We start from the raw sequence: 23,838 nt of genomic DNA, 5'->3' as shown, positions 1-23,838 counted from the left end.
CCTGCCGTTGAGACGTGCCGCGACGGCAAGCCGGTTCGAGGTATTATCGGGGCCATCGATGATCTCATCGGCGAGATGCGCCCAGATCGCGTCCCAACGCGCGCTTCCGGTCAACTGTTCGGCGGTCCCCTGCGGATAGCCGAAGGCGAAATCGAAGCCGGCCATCAGGCGCAGCCCCGACGTCGCGCAGTCCCGCATGGTCTCCGCAATGCGTTCAAGCGCAGCGTGCCGCGTCGGCAGATTGTCGTTCCAAAGAAGCGTGAAGCCGCCACCCTCGCGCACGCCATAGGCGATCCAGATCGAATCCTCGCCGAGCCTCGGCACGTTCGCCGCCGACCAGTCGGCCATCAGATAGGCATCGAAGAGCGGCATCAGCGACCGCCCGTCCCCTTCGGCTTCTCCATGGAGCGCGGCCCCAGCGGATGATCCGCATGGGGATAGGGATGGTGATGATGCGCATGCCCATGGTTATGATCGTGGCCATGATCGTGGTCGTGGTCATGCGAATGGTCATGGCTGTGATCGTGGTCAGGCCCATGACGATGGTGATGATCATGGTCGTGACCATCATGGTGATGGTGATGATGCTCGTGATCGTGGTGATGGTGGCTGTGCTCATGGACGTGCCCGACAGGCCCCAGAGCGGCCGGTTGCGCATGGCTGTGCACCGGTGTGAACGGCAGGCCGTGGACGCGACAGTATTCCGGATCGCGGCAGGAGGCATCGCAATCGCCCTCGCAGGGGCAGTTTTCCAGCCCACCGCCAATGCCTTCCACATGGTGGTGGTGGCTCTCCTGCGGAAGCCCGACTTCCGCTTCGAAGCCCAGCACCTGCTCGCGATATTTGCACATCTGGCAATTCATCAGCGCCTGGCCGTCGAGGATTTCCTGCACGCGGTCCTGGAACGTGTCGAGCACGAGCGGGTGGTCGTTGAGATAGGACGCCTTGACGAACTGGATGTCCGGATGCCGTTCGGCGACCGCATCCGTGTAGCTGTAGATCCGCTTCACGAGCACGCCAGTGAAGAGGAAATAGGGAAAGACGACGATGCGGCGGTAGCCGAGCCGTGCCGCATGATCGAGGCCGGGCTCGACGAGCGGAAACGTAACGCCCGAATAGCAGGTCTCGCCCCAACCGAAGCCCATGCCCTCCCAGATCATGCGCATCACCTTGGTGACGTTGGAATTGGCATCCGGATCGGAAGCGCCGCGGCCGACGACCATCAGCAGCGTGTCGTGGCGATCGACAGGTCCATGGGCGGCATCCGCCTCGGCAATGGCTTCGGCGATTCGGTCGCCGGCAGCCCGGATCATCTTGAGATCGACCCCGAGTTCGCGCCCGTAATGGATGACGACGTCGCGATGCTCCGCCTGGTAGGTGTTGAGTACGGAGGGAATGTCATTTTTGGCGTGGCCGGCCGCAAACAGCATGCCGGGCACAGCAAGAATCTTCGTGGCCCCTTGAGCGCGCAGCGAATCAAGCCCGGCCGAAATCACCGGATTGCAAAATTCGAGATAGCCGTATTCGACCGGCACGCCCGGATAGCGCGCGCGCAGACCCTCCGCGACCGTGGAGAATTCCCGCGCCGCATTCTGGTTGCGGCTGCCATGGCCGCAGACCATGATGCCGATCGTTTCTTTGGAGGGGTCAGCGCGGAAGGCGGTCATGGGCGGCGGCTCTCGGTTGGAACGCAAATCCGCACGCAACGCCCGCCGCGCCGGATGACGGCGCGGTCTGAAGCTCTGACAGCTTCCGGAATCGACCCCGGATTTCGGTCGGTCTCACCGGATTTTCTCTCAGCCCGCATCCATCGATCGGGCGCCATCGTGCCCCGCGAAGCTAGTCGAGCCCACCTTCCCGGTCAAACGAAAGGCTCAGGCTTTCTGGTGATTTTGTACAGGTGCCGGCTGCCATTCCTGCGACGAGAGACCGAGGGCCGTCCGGGCATCTGAAATAAATATCTGCGCTTGGCGGTTGGATTTGCCGGGCTCCGCCTCTCCATCGCTCGACACGGACGCGATCTCCATCATGAGGTCGACGAGGCGCCGCCGCTGCTCCGTCGGCAGTTGGTTCAGCGAGGCGATGTGCGCTTCCGCGTCGTCGCGCCGCTGCCACCGCTCCAGATAGCTGTGCAGCGCCGTCATCTCTTCGGACAAAACGCCGAACTGCCGGCCGCAGATGTCGGAGAAGACGTTCATTTCCTTTTCGCGCACGATCCCGTCCGCCAGGATCGTGCGAAACAGCAGGAGCATCTGCGCCACGATCTGCGGTTTGGAATCGAGCCTGCGGGCGAGTCGATTGCACCGGCGGCGATGGGTCAGCGCAACTCCCAGATTGCGGAGCAGTTTCATGATCGACCGCGGCCGCCTGCAAAAGCGATCGCGCCCCAATGCGCCGCCTCAAACGAACCGGCCTGCGCGCACAAGCCGATTCGGGGCATGCGGACCGCCGACACCATTGCCGCCGCGTCCAGGCTCTGCCATAGGCGATCAAAACACACGGGCGCGGCATTCTCCATTGGAAGACATCTTATCCACAGCGACGTTGATCCTCGTGGTCGCCGCATTCCTTGCAGGTTTCATCGATGCCATCGCGGGCGGTGGCGGGCTGATCACCGTGCCGGCCTTGCTGCTGGCGGGCGTTCCGCCAGTCGAATCGCTCGGCACGAACAAGCTGCAATCGCTGTTCGGCTCGGCTTCCGCGACGATCGCCTATTCGAAGAAAGGCCATGTCGACCTGAAGAAACAGTGGCGCTGGGCGGTCTATTCCTTCGTCGGCGCTTGCGCAGGCGCGCTTCTGGCAACCGTGATGCCCGGAATCGTGCTTGCAACGCTGCTGCCGGTACTGCTGATCCTGATCGCGCTGTATTTCGCCTTCAAGCCGGATCTCAACGACGTCGATCGTGCCGAACGCATGCGCCCTGCTCTCTTCGGCGTGCTTCTGGTTCCACTGATCGGCTTTTATGACGGCCTGTTCGGACCGGGAACCGGATCGTTCTTCATGCTCGCCTTCGTGGCGCTCGCCGGCTTCGGCGTCCTGAAGGCGACGGCCCACACCAAGCTCTTGAACTTCGCATCCAATCTCGGTGGCTTCGTCGTCTTCGCCTTGATGGGCGTTGTCTATTGGAAGATCGGGCTTTTGATGGGCGTCGCGCAGTTTACCGGTGCGCGGGTGGGCGCGGGTCTCGCGATGAAGAACGGGGCGAAGCTGATCCGCCCGCTTCTGGTGCTTGTATGCATCGCGCTTGCCGTGCGGCTGCTGATGGATGCCGACCATCCGATCCGGACGTTGATCGGCTATTGAAATAAGAAGTGCCACCACGCGGACGCGGTGGCACTGATGCTGGTTGGCCGTCAGACGATCAGTCTGCCGGGGAAATGCGCAGGATCTGCCCGTTGGCTTCGTCGGTCAGCACATAGATCGACCCATCCGACCCTTCGGCGACGTCACGGATACGCAGGCCCAGATCTTCCAGGTAGCGCGCCTCTTCCGTGGCTGTGTCGCCATCGACAGCGACATGGACGAGCGCCGTCGAGGCCAAACCGCCGACGAAGATGTCGCCCTGCCAGTCTGGGAACGCTTCGCCCTGATAGAAGATCATGCCCGAGGGCGCGATGACCGGCGTCCAGGTCAGGATCGCATCGGTCACGCCTTCCATCGTCGCTTCACCTTCATTGATCGGATCGCCCGAATATTCGACGCCCTCGGTCACCAGCGGCCATCCATAATTGTTGCCGGCCTCGATGATGTTCAGTTCGTCGCCGCCACGCGGGCCATGTTCGATTTCCCAAAGCACGCCGGTTTCGGGGTTGAGCGCTGCGGCCTGCACGTTGCGGTTGCCATAGGAGAAGATTTCCGGGAGCGCTTCGGCCTGATCGACGAATGGGTTGTCCTCCGGCACGCTGCCATCGGTGTTGATGCGCACGACCTTGCCGAGATGGCTGTCGAGATCCTGCGCCTGGCCGCGGAACTCCGCGTCGGATCGTTCGCCGAGCGTGACGTAGAGCAGGCCGTCATTGTCGAAGACCAAACGCGAGCCGTAATGCGCGGTGCTCGGCAGCTTCGGCTGCTGGGAGAAGATGACCTCGCCTTCCTCAAGCGCGGTGCCGTCATCGGACAGGCGCGCCTTGAAAACGGCAGTCGAGTTGGTGCCGTCGGGGCCAGGCTCCGCAAAGCTCAGATAGATCAACCGGTTCTCGTCGAAGGCTGGATCGAGCGCAACATCAAGCAAACCGCCCTGGCCACGGGCATCCACTTCCGGCGCGCCCGAAATCGGCTCCGACGGCGCCCCGTCGGCACCGATCAGCAGAAGGTCGCCTTCCTTTTCGGTGACGAGCCAGGTGTCGTCCGGCAACTGAACCATGCCCCACGGCTGACCGAAGCCCGATGCAACCGTCTCGACCTGGATCGAGCCATTGCCCGTGTCATAGGTCTCGTTCACCTGCGCCCAGACCGGAGCGGCAAAAGCGAGAGCCGTCGAAGCTGCGATGGCGCGGATATAGGTGGAACTTTTCATCATCTTCCTCGTCACGATTGAAGTCGAAGACGCAACCGTGACATGCGCCGACCCGTTCCGTGAAAAAGACGACGACGGTTTCACATCTACGTGAAGTGAGGGAACAAACGCTCAGAACTCGATGCCAACCTGCGCTTTGACGCCGGATCGGAACGGGTGCTTGATCATTTCCATTTCGGTGACGAGATCGGCGAATTCGATCAACTCGTCTTTCGCGTTCCGTCCAGTGATGATCACGTGCTTCATCTCAGGTTTCGCCTTGAGCACGTCGATGATCTCCTGAAGCGGAAGATAGTCGTAGCGCAGCACGATGTTGAGCTCGTCGCACAAGACCATGTGATGCTCGTCGTCGAGGATCATCGCCTTTGCCTTTTCCCAAGCCGCCTCAGCCGCCGCGATGTCACGCGTGCGGTCCTGCGTTTCCCAGGTGAAGCCCTCGCCCATGGTGGCGAGCGTCACCTGATCGGGGAACTTGTCGAGCACGTTGCGCTCGCCCGTTCCCCACTTGCCTTTGACAAACTGGACGACGCCGACCTTCATCCCGTTGCCGAGCGCGCGGAAGACGAGGCCGAATGCGGCCGTCGACTTGCCCTTGCCCTTGCCCGTGTGGACGATCGTCAGCCCCTTCTCGATCGTCTTGGTGGCGATGATCTTGTCGCGCGCGGCCTTCTTCTTCTTCATCTTCTCCGCGTGGCGCGCATTGAGCTCTTCTTCGCTCAAACCGGCCAGCTTCTCGGACTTTTCAGCCATCTTCCATCAATCCTCTTTGGGCAACGTGTCGCCGACGACGAGCCAGGGCAGATGCTCGCCATAGAAATCATGCTTTTCGATCTGCCAGTCGTGGTCGTCCTCGAAAGCGGCGAGAAGCAGGTGATAGTCACCGTGAAGATCGTCGTGGCGGTACCAGATGGGTGATCCGCACTGCCCGCAAAAGGCACGCTCCACGTCAGGCGAAGAGCGGAAAGTCTGCGGCGCGGCGCCGGCGAAACGCACCTGAGCCTCCGAAAACGATGCGAAGGCGGCGACTGGGGCCGACAGCGCCCGGCGGCAGGATTCGCAATGGCAGAATGATACCCATTTCGGATCGCCCGACGTCTCGAACCGAACCGCCCGGCAAAGGCAGCGGCCTTGTCTGGTCTTCGTCACGACGCATCCTCCATGAGTTTGGCCAGATCGAACTTGGCGGAATTGCTTTTCGGCGTCCACATGCCGCGGTCGATCGCTTCCATGAAGCGGGCTGAGGTTTCCTTCAGCGCCTCCGCATTCTTCTCTCGCATGAAGTCCCGAACGTCTTCATCCACCAGGAAGGCGTGATAGGCGAGTTCGAAGTGGTGGTTGCGCACCGCGCCCGTCGTCGCGGCAAAGGCGAACATGTAGTCGACGGTCGCGGCAATCTCGAAGGCGCCCTTGTAGCCATGGCGCATCACGCCGGCGATCCATTTCGGGTTGACCACGCGAGCCCGCACGACCCTGCCGATCTCTTCCTCCAGCGAGCGGATCACCGGCTTTTCCGGCCGTGAATGATCGTTGTGATAGACCGCCGGGCGCGCGCCCTTCAGCGCTTCGACCGCCGCCGTCATCCCGCCTTCGAACTGGTAGTAATCGTCCGAATCGAGCAGGTCGTGCTCGCGGTTGTCCTGGTTCTGGACAACCGCCTCCACAGTGCCGAGCCGCTCTTCGAAGAGGCCGCGTTCCGCGATGCCTTCGGCCTGCGCCCCATAGGCATAAGAGCCCCAGACGAGATAGGCTTCGGCGAGATCGGCACGCTCCGCCCAGCCTTTTTCGTCGATGAGCGCTTGCAGCCCCGCGCCATAGGCACCGGGTTTCGACCCGAAGACACGATAGCCGGCGCGCTTCATCGCGGCTTTCTCCTCCATCCCCTGCGCCTTGAGGGCCTTGGCTTCGGCCCGCATCCGGGTCGCGATCGGGTTCTCCGCCGCATCCTCATCCAAAGCGCCCACCGAGCGGACCGCCTTGTCGAAGAGCGCGATCTGGTCAGGAAACGCATCACGGAAGAAGCCGGAGATCCTGAGCGTCACATCGACCCGCGGCCGCCCGAGCATCGCCGGTGGAATGATCTCGTAGCCGGTTACTCGGCGCGACGCGTGGTCCCACACGGGTTTCACGCCGATGAGCGCCAGCGCCTGGGCAATGTCGTCGCCGCCAGTGCGCATGTTGGACGTGCCCCAGGCGGTGATGCCGAGCGAGGTCGGCCAATCGCCATGATCCTGCGCATAGCGCGTGATCAGGAGCTCCGCCGACTTGCGGCCGAGTTCCCAGGCGGCCGGCGTCGGCACGGCGCGGCTGTCGACCGAATAGAAGTTTCGCCCGGTCGGCAGAACGTCCGGCCGTCCCCGCGTCGGCGCTCCGGATGGTCCGGGCGGCACGAACCGCCCGTCAAGCGCCGCAAGCGTGCCGGCGATTTCGGCCGGCCCCGATGCGACAATGGACGGCTTCAATCTTGTCTCGAGCTCCTGAAGAACGGCTCGGGTCGCCGTCCAATCGGCCAGGCAGTTGACTTCACCGCGCACGAGCCTCGCCGCCAGTAGCTCGATGCGCTCGACGGTATCGCCGGCGGTGCGCCAGGGATCGGGCGTTAGATCGGCAAGAATTGTTGGCTTCGAGCCTTTCCAGACTTCGGCCATGTCGCAATCGAGCGGGTCGAATTCGAGAACAGCATCCAACGCGATCGCCCGCTGCAGGCTTTGATCACCGCCTTCACCCTGAGCGCGTGGCACGCGCGCCAGAGCAACCGTCAGGTCCGTCAAAAGCCGACCCTCAGGCGCGACGCCAAACACATGCAGCCCATCCCGGATCTGCATTTCCTTCAGGTCGCACAGATAGGCGTCGAGCTTTTCCAGCGCCGCGTCGTCGCCGTCGCCGTTTGCGATGCCGGCGTCATGGTCGAGGCCGATATCGCGTACGAGATCGAGAATCTGGCGTTTGAGAAGCCTGATCCGGCGTGGATCGGTGCCGAGCGCCTGGTAATATTCGTCGACCAGCGCCTCCAGATCCTTCAACGGCCCGTAACTCTCGGCGCGCGTCAGCGGCGGGGTCAGATGATCGATGATAACCGCAGACGAGCGGCGCTTGGCCTGCGTCCCCTCGCCTGGATCATTGACGATGAACGGGTAGACATGGGGCGTCGGCCCGAACACGGCTTCCGGATAGCACCGGTCCGAAAGCGCCAGCGCCTTGCCGGGCAGCCATTCGAGATTGCCGTGCTTTCCCATGTGGACGATGGCATGGGCGCCATAGACCGTGCGCAGCCAGGCATAGAAGGCGATGTATCCATGCGCCGGCACGAGATCGGGCGCGTGGTAGGTTTCCTTCGGATCGATGTTATAGCCGCGCGCAGGCTGGATGCCGACGACCGTCTCGCCGAACCGCATCAGCGGCAGCGCGAAGCGGTCGCCAAGGATGAACGGGTCCTGCTCCAGTGCACCCCAGCGGGCGACCACCTCTTCCTGAATCGATGCGGGAAGTGTTGCGAAGAACGCCTTGTAATCATTGAGCGCCATCGTCTCGCGAATTTCGCGGGCATCGACGGCGGCATTGGTCGGCCCGGCCATCAGCGCGGTGATCAACGCATCGCCATCGGCAGGCAGATCGTCGACCACATAGCCCGCGCCTTGCATCGCCTTCAGCACTTCGATGGTGCCGGCCGGCGTATCCAGGCCGACGCCGTTGCCCAGCCGCCCGTCACGGTTCGGATAATTGGCGAGCACGATCGCGACGCGGCGGTCGGAGGGTGCAGTTCGGCGCAAGCGCGCCCAGTTCACAGCAAGGTCGGCCACAAAATCGATGCGGTCTGCCAAAGGCTCGTGCGCGACGATATTCGCCTCGACCGTCTCATCGTACCGCTCGGCCGATTTGAACGAGACGGCACGCGACAGGACCCGCCCGTCTACTTCAGGCAACGCCACATGCATTGCAAGATCGCGTGCCGACAGCCCTTGCGCCGACGCTTCCCACGCAGATCGCGCCGACCCGGAGAACACCACCTGAAGCACCGGGGCGCCGGTTGATTCCAGCACGGTCCCTTTGGTTTCACCGCCCGGCGCCGAGACGGCGAAACCGGTGGCATTAATGACGACGTCCGGCGGCGCCTCGGCAAAGCTTCGTTCGACGGCAGCGATCGAAACGGGGTCTTTGAGGCTGGAGACGTAAAGCGGCGTGACGGCGAAGCCTCGAGCTGCCAGCGCGTCGACCAAGGCTTTCACCGGCGCCGTCTGCCCGCTTTGGACAAGTGCGCGGTAAAATACGATGGCCGCGATGCCCCTTTTCCCTGTCCCCTCGACAGGCTCGGGATACGGGGAGACCGGAGCCAGCCACACCCCCGCACGCATGAGCGGAACCGCCTCGCCCGGTCTCGGCGCACCATCCACCATCGCTGCGGCGTAATCGAGCAAGCCGCGTGCGTTATCGGCTCCGCCTTCATTGAGGAACGCCCAGAGCGCGTTCCGGTCCGCCGGGGCAACGGTCGAATAGCGATCGAGACCGGGATCAGCTTTGTCGTCACCCGGCAGAACAACGAGCGCGATGCCCTCGCGCGCCGCCGTCGCCAGCAGTGCATCGAGCACATAGGCGAAATAGCTGGCGCCGCCGAGCGCGCGCACGATGATCAGCCGCGCATGGCGCGCCGTGCGCTCTATATAGGTATCGACCGACATCGGATGCTTCAGCGTCATGAGGCTGGCGACGCGGACCGAGCGGTGAGAGGCCCCGCCGGCGGCCTTGGCAGAAGCGATTGCCGCCAGCTCCGTATCGGCAGCCGACAGGAACAGGATGTCGCCCGGCGTCTGGCCGAGATCGATCGCCTCGTCTGCGTCGGCGATCGATCCCTTCTGGCTCAAAAGGAGGTGCATGGCCGCCGTCGCCTGCAGCCGACACAGCGTGATCGACGTTTTGATGTCATCGCGCGGCATCCTGCAGGGCTGCGGTGATCGCCGCCTCGTCGAGTCCATCGTGAAGTCCGATCACGACGAGGCGTGTCCCGCGCTCCTCTCCTGGCTTCCAGGCGCGGTCGAAATAGCTGTCGACGCGGCTCCCGACCGCCTGCACCACAAGCCGCATAGGCTTACCTGCGACATCTGCGAAGCCTTTGAGCCGCAAAATGTCGTGGGTGGCGATGATGTCCCTCAGCGCTTTCGAAAAGTGATCGGGTGCAGCGACAGCGCCCAGATCGACGACGAAGCTGTCGAAATCGTCGTGATCGTGCTCCTCGCCATTCTCATGCTCGATCTCGTGATGGGATCGGCGATTGGCGATGTCGCTTTCGGTGCCGACGCCGAGACCGAGCAGGACAGCCGCCGATACCTCGCCACCGGATGCTTCGATCATCTGCGGCTTGCGGCTGGTACGCGCCGCCACATCGTTGCGCACAGCGCTGAGACCCGCCGCATCGACGAGATCGCTTTTGTTCAGGATGATGAGGTCGGCCGCAGTCAGCTGATCCTCGAAAAGCTCCTCCAGCGGGCTTTCGTGATCGAGGCTCTCGTCGGCGGCACGGAGCGCATCGACACGGTCCTCGTCATCGGCGAAGCGCCCGGCTGCAACCGCTGCGCTGTCGACGACGGTGACGACGCCATCGACCGTCACCCGCTCCTTGATGCCCGGCCAGTTGAAGGCGTTGACGAGCGGTTGCGGCAGCGCGAGGCCCGAGGTTTCGATGACGATGTGATCCGGCAGCCGGTCGCGTTCCAGGAGCTTTTCCATCGTCGGGATGAAATCGTCGGCGACCGTGCAGCAGATGCAGCCATTGGTCAGTTCGACGATATCATCTTCGCTACAGGTTTCGGCACCGCATCCTTTGAGCACGTCGCCATCGACGCCCAAATCGCCGAATTCATTGATGATCAGCGCGATGCGGCGACCTTGCGCATTCATCAGCAGGTTTCGAATGATCGTCGTCTTGCCGGCGCCGAGAAAGCCGGTGATCACCGTTGCCGGTATCTTCGATTGCATGGGAACTAACCCTTCATTTTGAGCGGCAGGCCGGCGGCGACGAAGTAGACTTCGCCTGCGACCGCAGCGATTTTCTGGTGCAGGCGCCCCGCGTGGTCGCGAAAGGCGCGCGCCATGGAATTTTCCGGCACGATGCCGAGGCCGACCTCGTTGGAGACGAGGATCACGCGACCGGGCGGGCTGGCGAGGAGCGAGACGAGATCGTCGAAAGCAGCGTCCATCGCGGCATCGCCCTGCTCTTCCATCATGAGATTGGTGACCCAGAGCGTCAGGCAATCCACCAGCACGACGCGGTCTGGCCGGATGTGCTCGCGCAGCACCCCGGTAAGCGAAAGCGGGCAATCATGGGTCACCCAGTCCGCACCGCGATCGACCCTGTGCCGTGCGATTCTCGCCCGCATCTCGTCGTCGAAGGCCTGCGCGGTCGCGACGTAATGGCGAGGAAGGCCCGTTCCCCGCGCCAGCTTTTCGGCATAGGCCGATTTGCCGGAGCGGGCCCCGCCAAGGACGAAGACCGCCCCGTTTCGCTGTTCGGCCATGTGGTCAGGCAAGACCGATGGCCGCAAGCACATGCTCGCCGACGAGCAAGGCTCCGACGCCTGCCACGACACCGCCGGAGATCCGCAAAGCGACATTGTCGGCGGTTCGGCCCGCCGCGAACAGTGCCGTCACGGCGAGGCCAGCACCGATCGCGCTCAGATACTGAGTGGCTGCAAAGCCCGCGAGATAGGCGAGAACCGGCGTCGTTTCGGCTCCGAACACGGCTTCGCCATAGGCGTGACCATGAAAGAGGCCGGCCAGCGCGAAGACGGCAGCGTAGGCGGCCGGAGCGTAAACGCGGCCCGAAAGCAGCATGATGCCGAGCACCGCGACCGACAGCGCGACCATGACTTCCACGAAGGGCAGACCGAGCGCTGCGAGGTGGACAAGCGTGCCGAGAACAGTCGCGCCAATGAAGAAGAGCGGCATGGTGAAGCGATGGCGCGTGAGCGTGGCCGCAATACCGACGGCGATGATGAACGCCAAATGGTCAAGCCCGATGATCGGATGCCCGATGCCGGACAAAAGACCTGCAGAGAAGGTTGAGGGCGTCTCGCCGCCCATTGGATGGTGGGCGTAGGCAGACGAGGCAAGCACAGAAAAGATTGCGGCTGCTACGCCGCGCTTGAAGACGATCATGAAGACAACTCCCGTGTCAGATAGGCCGTGAAGGCCTCTGAACAGCGTGTTCGCCTGACCGCGCAGTCTCCCCCATAGACCGGTGTCCCCCGGCAACGAGACTGTTGGCCAAGAGCGGAACACCCCGTCCCTCTAGGTTCGATGTCGACAGGCAGGTCTCCTGGCTCGTGGCTGCAGCACCGGACCGAAGGTCCGGTGCAACGGCTTGTCCCTCACCTTCCCGGAGCTTGCGGCGGCTGCGCCAGCGGACGATTCGTAGACAGGAGGCGTCCAGCCGTGGTTCTGCGCGGTCGCCACTCCAGTGGCTTTTCCAGTGATTGAGCTTCTAAGGCCTGCCCTGCACCATGCCGGGCATCGACCAACGAGACGCAATCGCCGGATGGGAAAGCCTCGCCACTCTACAGTCGCGGGGTCGGCTGCGATCAAGGCGCCCGAATTGGGTCCACCCCTCGCATTCCCTTTTCATCCCCGAACGCCAATGGCGCTCAGGAAACCTTTCGATGCACTAGAGATAGGCGTGGCGTGCGATCGGTGTCAATCGCGTTCGAGCGCTTCGCGCATCAGACAGACGCGGCCGAACCGAGAAGCCCGTCGACATCGAGCACCTGTTCCAGCCGCGCGGCGATGGCGTCGAGAGCGGCGTCGACACCCTGCGCATAATTGTCTGCTCCGGCTTTGACACCGAGTGTCGCGAGATAAGCGCGGCGGAACCCGTCGGCGGCGAAAAGCCCGTGCAGATAGGTACCCATCACACGCCCATCGGCCGTCGTGGCGCCATCCGGTCGGCCGTCGATCACCACCGGCGCGCAGGCCGCATCCGGTCCCTCGCTGACGCCGAGGTGGATTTCATATCCCTGCAACGGCTCATCGAATACCGTCGAATGGGCGGAGACATTTCGTACGATCTTGTCAGGCGCCATCACCGTATCGACGTCGAGCAACCCGAGCCCCTCGACGCGCGATGGTGCGCCTTCGAGCCCAAGTGGATCGGCGACGCTGCGGCCCAGCATCTGGTATCCGCCGCAAATGCCGACCACGTGGCCGCCGCGGCGCACATGACGCGCAAGATCGAGATCCCATCCATTCGCCCGGAAAGCGGCCAGATCGCCGATGGTGGATTTCGAGCCGGGCATCACGATCAGGCCGGCATCGTCCGGCAAGCGTTCGCCGCTGCGCACATAGACCAGATCGATCTCAGGCTCTGCCGAAAGCGGATCGAGATCGTCGAAATTGGCGATTCGCGACAGAACGGGTACGGCAACCTTCAGCGCCCGCGCCGATCCCGCCGCCAATCGCTCGAGCGCCACGGAATCCTCAGCCGGCAATCGGGCCGTCTCGGCCAGCCAGGGTACGACACCGAAGCTTTGCCAGCCGGTGAACCGAGTGATCGCCGCCAGCCCCTCGTCGAAGAGACTGACATCACCACGAAACTTGTTGATCAGATAGCCGCAGATCATGCGCCGGTCTTCCTCCGGCAGTATGTGATGCGTCCCTACTATCGAGGCGATCACACCGCCCCGGTCGATGTCGCCGACGAGCACCACCGGCACGCCGGCCTTCGTCGCAAACCCCATATTGGCGATATCGCCGGCGCGCAGATTGATTTCGGCCGGCGAGCCAGCGCCTTCGACGAGGACAAGATCGCAATCCTGCGTGAGACGCGCAAAGCTCTCCATCACCTTTTCGAGCAGCTGCGGCTTCAGCGCCTGGTAGTCCCTGCCCCTTGCCTTGCCCACGACGCGGCCGTGAACGACGACCTGGCTTCCCGTCTCGCTTTCCGGCTTCAACAGGATCGGGTTCATGTGGATCGAAGGTGGCGTACGGGCGGCCAGCGCCTGCAGCCACTGCGCCCGCCCCATCTCGCCGCCATCCTCCGCGACGGCGGCGTTGTTCGACATGTTCTGCGGCTTGAACGGCCTGACCCGGAGGCCACGGTTTGCTGCAAGCCGGCAAAGCCCCGCCACCAGAACGGTCTTGCCGACATCCGAGCCGGTTCCTTGCAACATCAGCGCTTTTGCCAAACGACTGTCTCCGGTGCATTTGGGCTTCCCTAGCATCGGGCAACGCAGCCGTCATGGTGCAGTTTGGTCGACGAGCCGGGCAATCCCCCAACAATCATTTTTGCGACATTTGGTGGCGCTGGCATGTCGGCGGCGACGCGGCGACAAGCTTATATGCGTTGCACGCGTTTCCAGCCCTTAAGAGTGAATTGCATGCGTGACTTCCTGAACAATCTGCGTCGCCGCTTTGCCGGGGCCAATCGCCCTGCCGCATCTGCACGTCCCCACGATTTTGTGCTGCGTCACCAGATCGAGTGCGGCCCGTTCAACACGAGACGGCACCGCTTCTTCGACATCTGACGGCGACCGGAAGGTCAAACAAAAACAGCCGCGCCTGCTTCATGCAGGCGCGGCTGTTTTTGTAACTGGAGGCGCTAAAGGGCGGGCCGCTCCGGGACGCGAGACCTTTTCCGGAGCTTCGGCGGCGTTTATCCCCCGCACGTGAAGTCTTACGCGGATATCGTTACCGGAGGGTTATTTAGAGATTAAGCGATTATGAATTGGGCAATTCTTTCGTTAACGACGAACTGCCTCGATTCTCGCCAAGAGCCGCTGTTTCAGTATCCGCAAGGCCTATGCGCGCGGCACAATATTTGAACTCCGGAATTTTGCCGAACGGATCCAACTGCGGATTCGTCAAAACGTTGGCCGGACTTTCGTTGAAGCAGAACGGCATGAAGATCATACCATCTGCGACTTCCCGATCGGCGCGAAGAAGCGCTTCAACCGTTCCCCGACGCGTCTCCACCTTCACCATCATGCCCTGTCGCATACCGCGCCGCTCGATTTCGCGCGGGTGCATCGAGGCGATGCCTTCCGGCTCGATCGCATCGAGCACGCCGGCGCGCCGCGTCATGGCACCGGTGTGCCAGTGTTCAAGCAGCCGCCCAGTGGTCAGCACGAGAGGATAGTCCTCGTCTGGAACTTCGTCCGGCGGCAAAAGATCGGCCGGCACGATCTTGCCGCGGCGATCCTTCGTCGGGAAACCGTTGCTGAAGATGATCTCGTTGCCCGGGACATCCGGACCGTCGGCCGGATAGGTCACGGAGCCTTCGCGTTCGACACGATCCCAGCTGATGTTCTTGAGCGACGGCATGACGGAAGCCATCTCGGTATACACCTCCGAGACATGGCCGTAATGCCAGTCGAGACCGCACGCCCTGGCGAAATCCTGGATGATCTCCCAATCCTGCCGCGCGTCGCCCGGCAAAGAGATGGCCGGCCGGCCAAGTTGAACCTGCCGGTTCGTGTTGGTGTAGGTGCCGAGCTTCTCGGCATGGGCGGAGGCCGGCAGGACGACATCGGCGTGCCAGGCGGTTTCAGTGAGGAAAATGTCCTGCACGACGAGATGATCGAGCCTGGCGAGTGCCGCGCGGGCATGGATCTGATCCGGGTCCGACATGGCCGGGTTTTCACCCATCACATACATGCCGCTGATTTCGCCGTCATGGATGGCGTCCATGATCTCGACGACGGTCAAGCCGCGCTTGGCATCGAGCGGCCGGCCGTATAGATCCTCGAATTCGGCCCGGATATCGGCATCTTCCACCGAGCGGTAGTCCGGATAGACCATCGGGATGAGGCCCGCGTCGGAGGCGCCCTGCACATTGTTCTGGCCGCGCAGCGGATGCAGCCCGGTTCCTGGACGGCCGATCTGGCCGGTGATCAGCGCCATCGCGATCAGGCAGCGCGAGTTGTCGGTGCCGTGCGTGTGCTGCGAGATGCCCATCCCCCAGAAGATGATCGAGCGTTCCGACTTGGCATAAAGCCGCGCCACGTCGCGAATGGTCGTCGCCGGCACCGCGCAGACGGGCTCCATCGCTTCTGGCGTGAAGTCCTTCACCTTCTCCTTCAGCGCTTCGAAGCCGCTGACATTGGCCTGGATATATTGCTCGTCATAGAGCCGCTCGGTGATGATGACATTGAGCATCGCGTTGAGAAGCGCGACGTCCGTGCCGGGCTTGAAGACCAGCGAATGGCTCGCATGGCGCATCAAGTCCTGCTTGCGCGGATCGATGACGACGAGCTTGCGGCCCTGTTTCGCGGCCTGCTTGAAATAAGTCGCGGCCACGGGGTGGTTCGTGGTCGGGCGCGCGCCGATGACGATGATGCAATCCGCTTTCAGCGCATCGTTGAACGGCGCCGAGACCGCACCCGATCCGACGCCTTCCATGAGCGCGGCAACCGAAGACGCGTGGCAAAGCCGCGTGCAGTGATCGACATTGTTGGTGCCGAAGCCCTGCCGGATAAATTTCTGGAAGAGATAGGCTTCCTCGTTCGAGCCCTTGGCCGAGCCGAAGCCGGCGATGGCCTGACCGCCGCGCGCATCGCGGATTTTTGTAAGCCCGCTAGAAGCGCGCTCGAGCGCCTCCTCCCACGTCGCCTCGCGGAAGACCGTCAGCGGGTCGGCGCCCTTCAGGTTGATGTCGCCACGCTTCGGCGCATCGTCGCGGCGGACCAGCGGCTTCGTCAGACGGTCCGGTGAACGCACATAATCGAAACCGAAACGGCCTTTGACGCAAAGCCGGTTTTCATTGGCTGGCCCGTCACGACCGTCGACCTGAACGATCACGTCGTCCTTGACGCGCACCGTCGTCTGGCAGCCGACGCCGCAGAACGGGCAGACGGAATCCACAACCCTATCGAACTGCTCGACGGTCCGTGTCCGAGCGTCATCGTCCATCAGGGATTTCTCGTAAAGCGCGCCCGTCGGGCACGCCTCGACGCATTCGCCGCAGGTGACGCAGGTGGAAAGCCCCATCGGGTCGTGGATGTCGAAGACAGGAACCATGTGGCTGCCGCGTTCGGCCATGCCTATCACGTCGTTCACCTGCACCTCGCGACAGGCGCGTACGCAGGCGTTGCAGGCAATGCAGGCGTCGAGATTGACCGCGATGGCCGGATTCGACACGTCGTGCAGCAGTTCGGTCGTTTGATGGTCGAATTTCGAGCGCAGCCGATCAGAGCCGGAGATGCCCATCGATCCCGCCCACTGCCAGAAGGATGACTGGTCGTCCGGGCCGGCATCTTGCGCAGGCATGTCGGAGGCGAGCATCTCGAACACCATCCGCCTGGCCTTGTCGGCCCTGTCCGTCTGGGTTTTGACCTCCATGTCGTCCGTCGGCTTTCGGATACAGGAAGCCGCAAGCGTCCGCTCGCCATCGATCTCCACCATGCAGGCCCGGCAATTGCCGTCCGGCCGGTAACCGACCTTATCCAGATGGCAAAGATGCGGGATGCGCGTGCCTTCGCGCTTCGCCACCTGCCAGATCGTCTCGCCCTCGGCAGCTTCAACCGCCTTGCCGTCGAGCATGAACCGGATTGTTTTCGACATGGGACAGGCTCCGTTCGAAAGATCTCAGCGTGACAGAAGCAGTTGTCCGCCGACGAGACAGAAGAATGCGCCGAAGGCGGCTTCGAACCACCGCATCAGTCGCTTGTAGGTGCCCATTACGGCTTTTGATGAGAAGACGAAGACATAAGCGCCGTAAATGCTGGCGGAGGTGAGCCCCGCCACGATGCAGAAGCCGAGGATCACGCCCTTCGACGCGCCGGACGACAGCACGAATGTTGAGATCGACGCCCAGAAGAGCGCCGATTTCGGGTTGAGCAGGCAAACGGTTAGCCCACGGCGAAACGCTGCGGCGGGCAAAAGCGCTCTGCCATCAGGCCGAATGGCGCCGGGGACATTGCGCCACGCCGCCAACAAGCCGCGCACGCCGAGATAAAGAAGATACAGGCCGCCGCCGATCTTCAGCACCAGCAGCAAAGGTGGGTAGAGTGCGAAGACCACGGACAACCCGAAACCTGAAGCGAGCGACCAAAGGAAAGACCCCGTCGCAATTCCCACCGCCGTATAGAAGCCGATAGCGCGCCCGTTTCCGAGCGCGGTGGAGGCGGCGGCAACAAGGTTGGGGCCGGGCGCGGCAATAGCGACAGCGAGCGCGGCCCAGGCTGTGAAGAGTATCCTGAAGGCTTCGTCGCTCACCCCAGATCCTCTCGAAAATGCGTCAGAAGATGGTTCACCGGGTTTGGCGCCGCTTGCCCCAGCCCGCAGATGGAGGCATCGCGCATCACGGATTCGAGGTCGCGCAGCGTCTCTTCATCCAGATGGCCGGGACGCTTAAGGAGCTCCACCATCTTCTCCGTGCCGGACCGGCATGGCGTGCACTGGCCGCAGCTCTCGTGCTTGAAAAACTCGAGGAGGTTGATGGTGGCCGCCTTGATGTCGTCCTGGTCGGACAGGATGACGACCGCATGGCTGCCGACGAAACCGCCGAGCTTCGCGAGTGCGCCACCGAAATCCAGAGGCACGTCGTCCATTGAGGCAGGCAGGATGCCGCCGGAGGCGCCACCCGGCAGGTAGGCCTTGAAACGGTGCCCCTCGGCCATGCCGCCGCAATGCTCGTCGATCAGTTCGCGCACGGTTATGCCGGCCGGTGCAAGCTTGACGCCGGGATGCTTGACCCGGCCCGAGACGGACCATGAGCGCAGGCCCGGGTGATCCGGCTTGCCTTGCGCGGCGAACCACTCGCCACCCTTCTCCACGATATCGCGCACCCACCAGAGCGTTTCGACATTGTGGTTGAGCGTTGGGCGACCGAACAGGCCTTTCTCGGCGATATAGGGCGGCCGGTGCCGCGGCATGCCGCGCTTGCCCTCGATCGATTCGAGCATCGCGCTTTCTTCGCCGCAGATATAGGCGCCGGCACCACGCCTGAGCTCGATGAAACCGCGCTCGATGATCCCCGCCTCCTCGAGCGCGGCGATCTCGCGGCGCAGGATGGCGAGAACCGCCGGATATTCGTCGCGCATGTAAAGATAGATGCGCTCCGCCTCGACCACATGCGCAGCGATCAGTGCGCCCTCGAAAGTGCGATGCGGATCGCTTTCCAGATAGAACCGATCCTTGAAGGTGCCGGGCTCACCCTCATCTCCATTGATCGTCATCAGACGCGGGCCCGGATACCCCTTCACGATCGACCACTTCTTGGCGGTTGCAAATCCCGCGCCGCCGAGCCCCCGCAGATTGGCAGCGGACAGTTCTTTCACCAGGTCGTCGAGGCTCGTCTGCCCGGCGCGGACACGTTCCAGAAGCGTGTAGCCGCCGAATTCGCGGTAGGCATGCAGGCCGATATAATCCGGCTGCAACGCATCGATCGCGCCCTCGTCCGCCATAGCCTTCAGGCCGTCTGCGGTGGCGTGATCGACCTCCCGGTCTCCGATGCGGGCCGCAGGCGCGCTCGCGCAGCGCCCCATGCACGGCGCGCGCACGACGCGGACGAATCGGCCATCGACCGCTTGCTTCGTCGCCTCGATCAGGGTCTCGGCCCCGGCCATCATGCAGGAAAGGCTGTCGCAAATGCGGATCGTCAGCGGCGCCGGTCGCGGCTCCCCTTCGCGCACCACGTCGAAATGGTCGTAGAAGGAGGCGACTTCGTAGACCTCCGCCTGCGACAGACGCATCAGCTCGGCGAGTGCCTGGAGGTGAGACGCCGGCAGGCATCCATGGGCATCCTGGATGACATGCAGATACTCGATCAGCCTATCGCGGACGAGCGTCTGTCCGGCGAGCAGATTTTCGACATCCAACAGTGCCGCATCATCCAGCGCCCTGCCCTTCGGCGCATCCGCGCGCCTTTTACCAACAGCCATCGACAGTTCGAACTCCTCGCCAATTCCACCGGCACTTGTCATGCGTCGGGCCGTTTCACGCAACAGCAATGTCGCGAAAAAGGCACAGAGCCGTGCCAAAGTACGCTACACACTCGTGAAAGGATGCCCTTCAGCGACCTCGATGGCGACGATCGCGACCCCGGGTAAGAAATGATCCGATGAGACATCTGCGCCTGTCCCTGGCCCTGACGACACTTCTCGGCCCCACGCTTTCCGCGCACGCACAGGAGAACGGGGAACCGACCGGTGATGCGCCGCCGAGCGCCGTCTGCGGTGAGGTGTCGATCGCAGACCTCAACTGGCCCTCCGCAACGTTTTTCGCCCATCTCGACGCGATCATCCTCAACGAAGGCTATGGCTGCGACATCAGCCTGATCCCCGGCGATACGCTGTCGACGCTGACCAAGATGGTCGAGGATGGCACACCCGACGTCTCCCCGGAAACCTGGATCAACTCCGCCCGCGACATGCTCGACGAGGCGGTCGCATCACGCGACCTGCATTATATGGCGCCGGCCTTTGCGGACGGCGGCGTCGAAGGCTGGTGGATACCGGCCTACGTCGCCGAGGCCCAGCCGGACATCAAGACGGTCGCCGATGCGCTGAAACGCCCCGATCTTTTCCCCTCACCAGACAACGACGGAATGGGTGCGGTCCACACCTGTCCGGAAGGCTGGAGCTGCGAGGTCACGACGGCCAATTTGTTCCAGGCCTACCAAGCCTCCGACAAGGGCTTCGAACTGTTGCCGGCCGAAGATGGTGACGCGCTGGAAGCGTCGATGGCCGAAGCCTTCGCCGAACAGCGCGGCTGGCTCGGGTATTACTGGGCGCCCACGGCGGCACTCGGGCGCTACGATATGGTGAAGCTGAATTTCGATGCGCCGTACAACGATGCCGAATGGCATGGCTGTACGACCGATCCGGAATGCCCGGCACCGCGCATCACATCCTGGCCGCGTTCTGAGGTCTACACGGTCGTCACCGACCAGTTCATGCGCCGCGGCAACGGCGCTCTGAGCTATTTGCGCACGCGCTCGCTCGGCAATGACGTGTTGAGCGACGTGCTTGCCTACATGGCCGACAACAATCTGGACGGCGAGGCGACGGCGATGGCCTTTTTGCGCGAGAACGAAGCGATCTGGGCCGATTGGGTCGGCCCGGAAGCAAAAGCCAAGATCGATGCATCCCTCGCCGAGGCCGATTAGCACCGCGCCGAGATTGACGATTGCAATGACATAAAGACATCTTTATATCGTTACATGTCTTTCGCAAATCGTCAGGATGTGTCCATGCCCGTTGCCAACCCGCTCGCCGATCTCATCGCTGAAAAAGGCGTTCTGCTCGCCGACGGCGCGACCGGCACCAATCTCTTCGCCATGGGCCTGGAAGCCGGCGACGCGCCCGAGCTTTGGAACGAGGACCAGCCGGAGAAGATCCGGAAGTTGCACCGCGACTTCGTCGATGCCGGCTCGGATATCATCCTCACCAATTCCTTCGGCGGCACACGCCACCGTCTCAAGCTGCACCACGCCCAGGACCGGGTGTTCGACCTGAACAAGCGTGCCGCCGAGATCGCGCGCGAGATTGCCGATGCGGCTCCGCGCAAGGTGATCGTCGCCGGTTCGGTCGGCCCGACGGGCGAACTCCTGATCCCGCTTGGCGCGCTGTCCTATGAAGCGGCCGTGGAAGCCTTCGTCGAGCAGATGGAAGGCCTGAAAGCCGGCGGCGCCGATGTCGCGTGGATCGAGACCATGTCGTCGGGCGACGAAATCAAAGCCGCCTGCGAGGCTGCCAACAAGGTCGGCATGCCCTACACCTACACGGCCTCCTTCGACACGGCCGGCAAGACGATGATGGGCATCCACCCCAAGGACATCCACGGCCTCGAAGGAGATGTCAGCGAAAAGCCCGTTGCCGTCGGTGCAAATTGCGGCGTCGGCGCATCCGATATCCTGTCGTCCCTGCTCGATATGACAGCCGCCAAGCCCGACGCCGCGATCATCGTCAAAGGCAATTGCGGCATCCCGGAATTCCGCGGCTCGGAAATCTATTACTCGGGTACGCCGCCACTGATGGCCGAATACGCCAGACTGGCCGTCGATGCCGGCGCCACGATCATCGGCGGCTGCTGCGGCACGGCCTGCGATCACTTGAAGGCGATGCGCGAGGCGATCGACACCCACAAGAAGGGCGAGAAGCCGAGCCTGGAAGCAATCGTGGAAAAGGTCGGCCCGTTCCGCAACAAGACCGCCGGCACCGGCGAAGACACACCCCAGCGCGAACGCCGCGGCGGCCGCCGCAAAGGCTGAGTGGCGCGAATTTCCGGGCCTCCTCGTCCTTCGACAGGCTCAAGATGAGGAGGATTGGGGTGCTGCGTGCCACGACGAGCCTCGGCCAATGCAACGGCAGAAGACTCGATGTCCATCGACCATCGGGCAAATGCTCATCCCTCATCCTGGCCCCGTCAATGGACGAAGCCCCGATGCAGCTTTTTCCGCTGAGTTTACCCCTGCATCAAGGATCGCCAGACGGCTTTGTGGATCAGATGACTGACGGTTTCTCGACCACCTTGCTCCCTGGCGACGGGAGCCTTTCAGGTGAAGGCATCGGGCATCGATTCCTTCCGCTGGCGGACGAAGGCGAGCAGCGCCTCGTCGATGCCGGCGTCGAGTTCCGGTGCCTGGTAGTTCTGGAGCCAGGACCGGCAGAGCGCGTTGGCGCGCGTTTCGATCCGCTTCTCGCCCTCGGCCAGCCACTGCTCGTAGGAATTGTTGTCGGCCAGGTTCGATCGGTAGAACGCGGTCTGGAAATTGGCTTGGGTATGCGCGCAGCCGAGATAGTGGCTGCCTGGGCCAACTTCGCGAATGGCATCCATCGCCTGGCCGCTTTCGGAAAGATCGACGCCTTCGGCCATGCGCTGCATCATGCCGAGCTGGTCGATGTCGATCATGAACTTCTCGTAGGACGAGACGAGCCCGCCTTCGAGCCAGCCGGCGGCGTGGAGCACGAAATTGGTGCCGGCCAGAAGCGTGGTATTGAGAGTGTTCGCGCTTTCATGCGCAGCCTGCGCATCGGCGACCTTGGAGCCGCAGAGCGAACCGCCGGTGCGGAAGGGCAGATTGAGCCTGCGCGCCAGCTGGGCCGCACCGTAGGAGACGAGCGACGGTTCCGGCGTTCCGAATGTGGGCGCACCGGACTGCATCGAGATGGACGCGGCGAACGTTCCGAACACGACCGGCGCGCCGGGCCTGATCAGCTGCGTGAAAGCGGCACCGGCGAGAACTTCGGCCAGAACCTGCGTCAGCGTACCGGCAACGGTCACGGGGCTCATGGCGCCGGCCAGGATGAAGGGCGAAATGACCGTCGCCTGGTTGTTGCGCGCATAAACCTTCGCGGCACCGAGCATCGTCTCGTCGAAGACCATCGGCGAGTTGGCGTTGATCAGATTGATGACGACGCAGTTCTGATCGACGAAATCGGCGCCGAACAGGATCTTGCACATCTCGACCGTGTCTTCAGCCCGTTCGGGCGCAGTGACCGATCCCATGAAGGGTTTGTCGGAATAGCGGATGTGGCTGTAGACCATGTCCAGATGGCGCTTGTTGACCGGAATATCGACCGGCTCGCAGACCGTTCCGCCCGAATGGTGCAGCGCAGGCGCCATATAGGTCAGCTTCACGAAGTTGCGGAAATCCTCGATCGTCGCATAGCGGCGCAAACCTTCGAGATCCCGCACGAAGGGCGGGCCGTAGACCGGTGCGAAAACGGTGGCCTTGCCGCCGATCTGGACCGAGCGCGCGCCGTTGCGGGCATGCTGCGTGAAGGTGGAGGGCGCCGTCTTCAGCAGTTCACGGCACAGGCCCTTGGGAAAATGCACCCGCTCGCCGCGGACGTCGCATCCGGCATCCTTCCAGAGTGCGAGCGCTTCCGCGTCGTCGCGAAACTCGATGCCGACTTCCTCGAGCACGATATCGGCGTTCGATTCGATGAGCGCGAGCCCTTCCTCGTCGAGCACCTCGTATTCGCGGATGCGCCGCTGGATGTATGGGCTGGAGGCACCTGGGCCGCCGCCAGAGCGCATGGCCCGTCGGGCCGCAGCACCGCGTCCCTCGCCGCGCCCACGCCGGGAAGGAGCCGCGGCATCCTCCGCGCCCGTGCTGCCCATGTCGCCCAGAGGCGCTTCGCTCGACTGGTCCATGACCGGAAGACCCTTGCTCTATCGTATCGCTATGACGGACTGTCCGCCCTGCGGTTGGCGCGATGCTATCCACTTGGCCAGGTGCTGCATGTGCAGACTGCGCCAAGCAATGGCGTTTTGAAGACATTCAGGAACGGCACACCCCGTCGCATTTCGCACGGCGCCATGTCGCTCTTGAGGAACCGGATTTTGACCTTTTCCGGCGATATCTGTACCGATCAATCCATGCGCGTCCAACGCGC

General features: G+C 63.1%; 18 protein-coding genes and 1 riboswitch. Of the genes, 4 read left to right on the top strand and 14 right to left on the bottom strand.

The window, feature by feature from the left end; translation table 11 throughout:
- Positions 1-371: 371 nt before the first annotated feature.
- Together PU133_RS09020 and PU133_RS09015 are read right to left on the bottom strand one after the other, a co-directional pair.
- Positions 372-1,667, bottom strand: a complete 1,296-nt coding sequence (locus PU133_RS09020) for a sirohydrochlorin chelatase (protein WP_404864357.1) — start codon at positions 1,665-1,667, stop codon at positions 372-374.
- 207 nt (positions 1,668-1,874) lie between these two features.
- Positions 1,875-2,351: a TerB family tellurite resistance protein gene (locus PU133_RS09015; protein ID WP_404864356.1), complete on the bottom strand. Its 477-nt coding sequence runs from the start codon at positions 2,349-2,351 to the stop codon at positions 1,875-1,877.
- Between the two features lie 166 nt (positions 2,352-2,517).
- Here PU133_RS09015 and PU133_RS09010 point away from each other — a divergent pair, with 166 nt between their 5' ends.
- On the top strand, positions 2,518-3,303 hold the full coding sequence (locus tag PU133_RS09010) for a TSUP family transporter (protein WP_404864355.1): 786 nt from the start codon (positions 2,518-2,520) through the stop codon (positions 3,301-3,303).
- 58 nt (positions 3,304-3,361) lie between these two features.
- Here the strand turns inward: PU133_RS09010 and PU133_RS09005 are convergent, their stop codons facing one another.
- The 8 genes from PU133_RS09005 to PU133_RS08970 form a co-directional block, all read right to left on the bottom strand.
- Complete coding sequence (locus tag PU133_RS09005; RefSeq protein WP_404864354.1) at positions 3,362-4,519, bottom strand: PQQ-dependent sugar dehydrogenase; 1,158 nt, start codon at positions 4,517-4,519, stop codon at positions 3,362-3,364.
- A 108-nt stretch (positions 4,520-4,627) separates the two neighbouring features.
- Complete coding sequence (cobO, locus tag PU133_RS09000; protein WP_404864353.1) at positions 4,628-5,266, bottom strand: cob(I)yrinic acid a,c-diamide adenosyltransferase; 639 nt, start codon at positions 5,264-5,266, stop codon at positions 4,628-4,630.
- A gap of 6 nt (positions 5,267-5,272) precedes the next feature.
- Complete coding sequence (locus PU133_RS08995; protein WP_404864352.1) at positions 5,273-5,662, bottom strand: GFA family protein; 390 nt, start codon at positions 5,660-5,662, stop codon at positions 5,273-5,275.
- A complete protein-coding gene (gene cobN, locus PU133_RS08990) occupies positions 5,659-9,384 on the bottom strand; it encodes a cobaltochelatase subunit CobN (protein ID WP_404864351.1) in 3,726 nt (1,241 codons plus the stop codon). Before cobN ends, PU133_RS08995 begins: the two co-directional genes overlap by 4 nt.
- Positions 9,385-9,430: 46 nt before the next feature.
- Positions 9,431-10,483: a cobalamin biosynthesis protein CobW gene (cobW, locus tag PU133_RS08985; RefSeq protein ID WP_404864350.1), complete on the bottom strand. Its 1,053-nt coding sequence runs from the start codon at positions 10,481-10,483 to the stop codon at positions 9,431-9,433.
- 5 nt (positions 10,484-10,488) lie between these two features.
- On the bottom strand, positions 10,489-11,022 hold the full coding sequence (gene cobU, locus PU133_RS08980; RefSeq protein ID WP_404864349.1) for a bifunctional adenosylcobinamide kinase/adenosylcobinamide-phosphate guanylyltransferase: 534 nt from the start codon (positions 11,020-11,022) through the stop codon (positions 10,489-10,491).
- Between the two features lie 4 nt (positions 11,023-11,026).
- Positions 11,027-11,662, bottom strand: coding sequence for a HupE/UreJ family protein (locus tag PU133_RS08975; protein WP_404864348.1), 636 nt, complete (start codon positions 11,660-11,662; stop codon positions 11,027-11,029).
- Positions 11,663-11,794: 132 nt separating this feature from the next.
- Positions 11,795-12,175, bottom strand: a riboswitch (cobalamin riboswitch).
- 47 nt (positions 12,176-12,222) lie between these two features.
- Positions 12,223-13,683: a cobyric acid synthase gene (locus PU133_RS08970; protein WP_404864347.1), complete on the bottom strand. Its 1,461-nt coding sequence runs from the start codon at positions 13,681-13,683 to the stop codon at positions 12,223-12,225.
- Positions 13,684-13,875: 192 nt separating this feature from the next.
- Between PU133_RS08970 and PU133_RS08965 the strand changes: the two genes are divergently transcribed.
- A complete protein-coding gene (locus PU133_RS08965; RefSeq protein WP_164527833.1) occupies positions 13,876-14,022 on the top strand; it encodes a hypothetical protein in 147 nt (48 codons plus the stop codon).
- A 193-nt stretch (positions 14,023-14,215) separates the two neighbouring features.
- Here PU133_RS08965 and fdhF read toward each other — a convergent pair whose 3' ends face one another.
- Genes fdhF through PU133_RS08950 form a run of 3 tightly spaced genes read right to left on the bottom strand, consistent with a single transcriptional unit; the run spans position 14,216 to position 19,377 of the window.
- Positions 14,216-17,056 (bottom strand): formate dehydrogenase subunit alpha, encoded by a 2,841-nt coding sequence (fdhF, locus tag PU133_RS08960; RefSeq protein WP_404864346.1) that lies wholly within the window; start codon positions 17,054-17,056, stop codon positions 14,216-14,218.
- 24 nt (positions 17,057-17,080) lie between these two features.
- The gene (locus tag PU133_RS08955) at positions 17,081-17,710 is read right to left on the bottom strand and encodes a LysE family translocator (RefSeq protein WP_404864345.1); all 630 of its coding nucleotides are present in this window, start codon (positions 17,708-17,710) and stop codon (positions 17,081-17,083) included.
- Positions 17,707-19,377: an NADH-ubiquinone oxidoreductase-F iron-sulfur binding region domain-containing protein gene (locus PU133_RS08950; RefSeq protein ID WP_404864344.1), complete on the bottom strand. Its 1,671-nt coding sequence runs from the start codon at positions 19,375-19,377 to the stop codon at positions 17,707-17,709. The genes PU133_RS08955 and PU133_RS08950 overlap by 4 nt, the downstream gene beginning before the upstream one ends.
- A gap of 179 nt (positions 19,378-19,556) precedes the next feature.
- On the opposite strand from PU133_RS08950, the gene PU133_RS08945 reads away from it, so the two are divergent.
- On the top strand, positions 19,557-20,603 hold the full coding sequence (locus tag PU133_RS08945; RefSeq protein WP_404864343.1) for a glycine betaine ABC transporter substrate-binding protein: 1,047 nt from the start codon (positions 19,557-19,559) through the stop codon (positions 20,601-20,603).
- A gap of 84 nt (positions 20,604-20,687) precedes the next feature.
- A complete protein-coding gene (gene bmt, locus PU133_RS08940) occupies positions 20,688-21,707 on the top strand; it encodes a betaine--homocysteine S-methyltransferase (protein WP_404864342.1) in 1,020 nt (339 codons plus the stop codon).
- A gap of 284 nt (positions 21,708-21,991) precedes the next feature.
- Here the strand turns inward: bmt and PU133_RS08935 are convergent, their stop codons facing one another.
- Positions 21,992-23,563, bottom strand: coding sequence for a trimethylamine methyltransferase family protein (locus tag PU133_RS08935; protein WP_404864489.1), 1,572 nt, complete (start codon positions 23,561-23,563; stop codon positions 21,992-21,994).
- Positions 23,564-23,838: the final 275 nt, after the last annotated feature.

This window comes from Georhizobium sp. MAB10 (assembly GCF_045012825.1).
In the GTDB taxonomy this organism is placed as follows: Bacteria; Pseudomonadota; Alphaproteobacteria; order Rhizobiales; family Rhizobiaceae; genus Georhizobium; species Georhizobium profundi.
Note: the sequence above shows the minus strand (reverse complement) of the source record. Positions and strands in the feature narration are given on the sequence as shown.

What these genes read in the sequence shown, in the direction of transcription:
- PU133_RS09015 (WP_404864356.1), bottom strand. Translation starts at nt 2,351, where the DNA reads ATGAAACTGCTCCGCAATCTGGGAGTTGCGCTGACCCATCGCCGCCGG.
- cobO (WP_404864353.1), bottom strand. Translation starts at nt 5,266, where the DNA reads ATGGCTGAAAAGTCCGAGAAGCTGGCCGGTTTGAGCGAAGAAGAGCTC.
- PU133_RS08935 (WP_404864489.1), bottom strand. Translation starts at nt 23,563, where the DNA reads ATGGGCAGCACGGGCGCGGAGGATGCCGCGGCTCCTTCCCGGCGTGGG.
- PU133_RS08975 (WP_404864348.1), bottom strand. Translation starts at nt 11,662, where the DNA reads ATGATCGTCTTCAAGCGCGGCGTAGCAGCCGCAATCTTTTCTGTGCTT.
- cobW (WP_404864350.1), bottom strand. Translation starts at nt 10,483, where the DNA reads ATGCAATCGAAGATACCGGCAACGGTGATCACCGGCTTTCTCGGCGCC.
- fdhF (WP_404864346.1), bottom strand. Translation starts at nt 17,056, where the DNA reads ATGTCGAAAACAATCCGGTTCATGCTCGACGGCAAGGCGGTTGAAGCT.
- PU133_RS09005 (WP_404864354.1), bottom strand. Translation starts at nt 4,519, where the DNA reads ATGATGAAAAGTTCCACCTATATCCGCGCCATCGCAGCTTCGACGGCT.
- bmt (WP_404864342.1), top strand. Translation starts at nt 20,688, where the DNA reads ATGCCCGTTGCCAACCCGCTCGCCGATCTCATCGCTGAAAAAGGCGTT.
- PU133_RS08965 (WP_164527833.1), top strand. Translation starts at nt 13,876, where the DNA reads ATGCGTGACTTCCTGAACAATCTGCGTCGCCGCTTTGCCGGGGCCAAT.
- cobU (WP_404864349.1), bottom strand. Translation starts at nt 11,022, where the DNA reads ATGGCCGAACAGCGAAACGGGGCGGTCTTCGTCCTTGGCGGGGCCCGC.
- PU133_RS08945 (WP_404864343.1), top strand. Translation starts at nt 19,557, where the DNA reads ATGAGACATCTGCGCCTGTCCCTGGCCCTGACGACACTTCTCGGCCCC.
- PU133_RS08950 (WP_404864344.1), bottom strand. Translation starts at nt 19,377, where the DNA reads ATGGCTGTTGGTAAAAGGCGCGCGGATGCGCCGAAGGGCAGGGCGCTG.
- cobN (WP_404864351.1), bottom strand. Translation starts at nt 9,384, where the DNA reads ATGCACCTCCTTTTGAGCCAGAAGGGATCGATCGCCGACGCAGACGAG.
- PU133_RS09020 (WP_404864357.1), bottom strand. Translation starts at nt 1,667, where the DNA reads ATGACCGCCTTCCGCGCTGACCCCTCCAAAGAAACGATCGGCATCATG.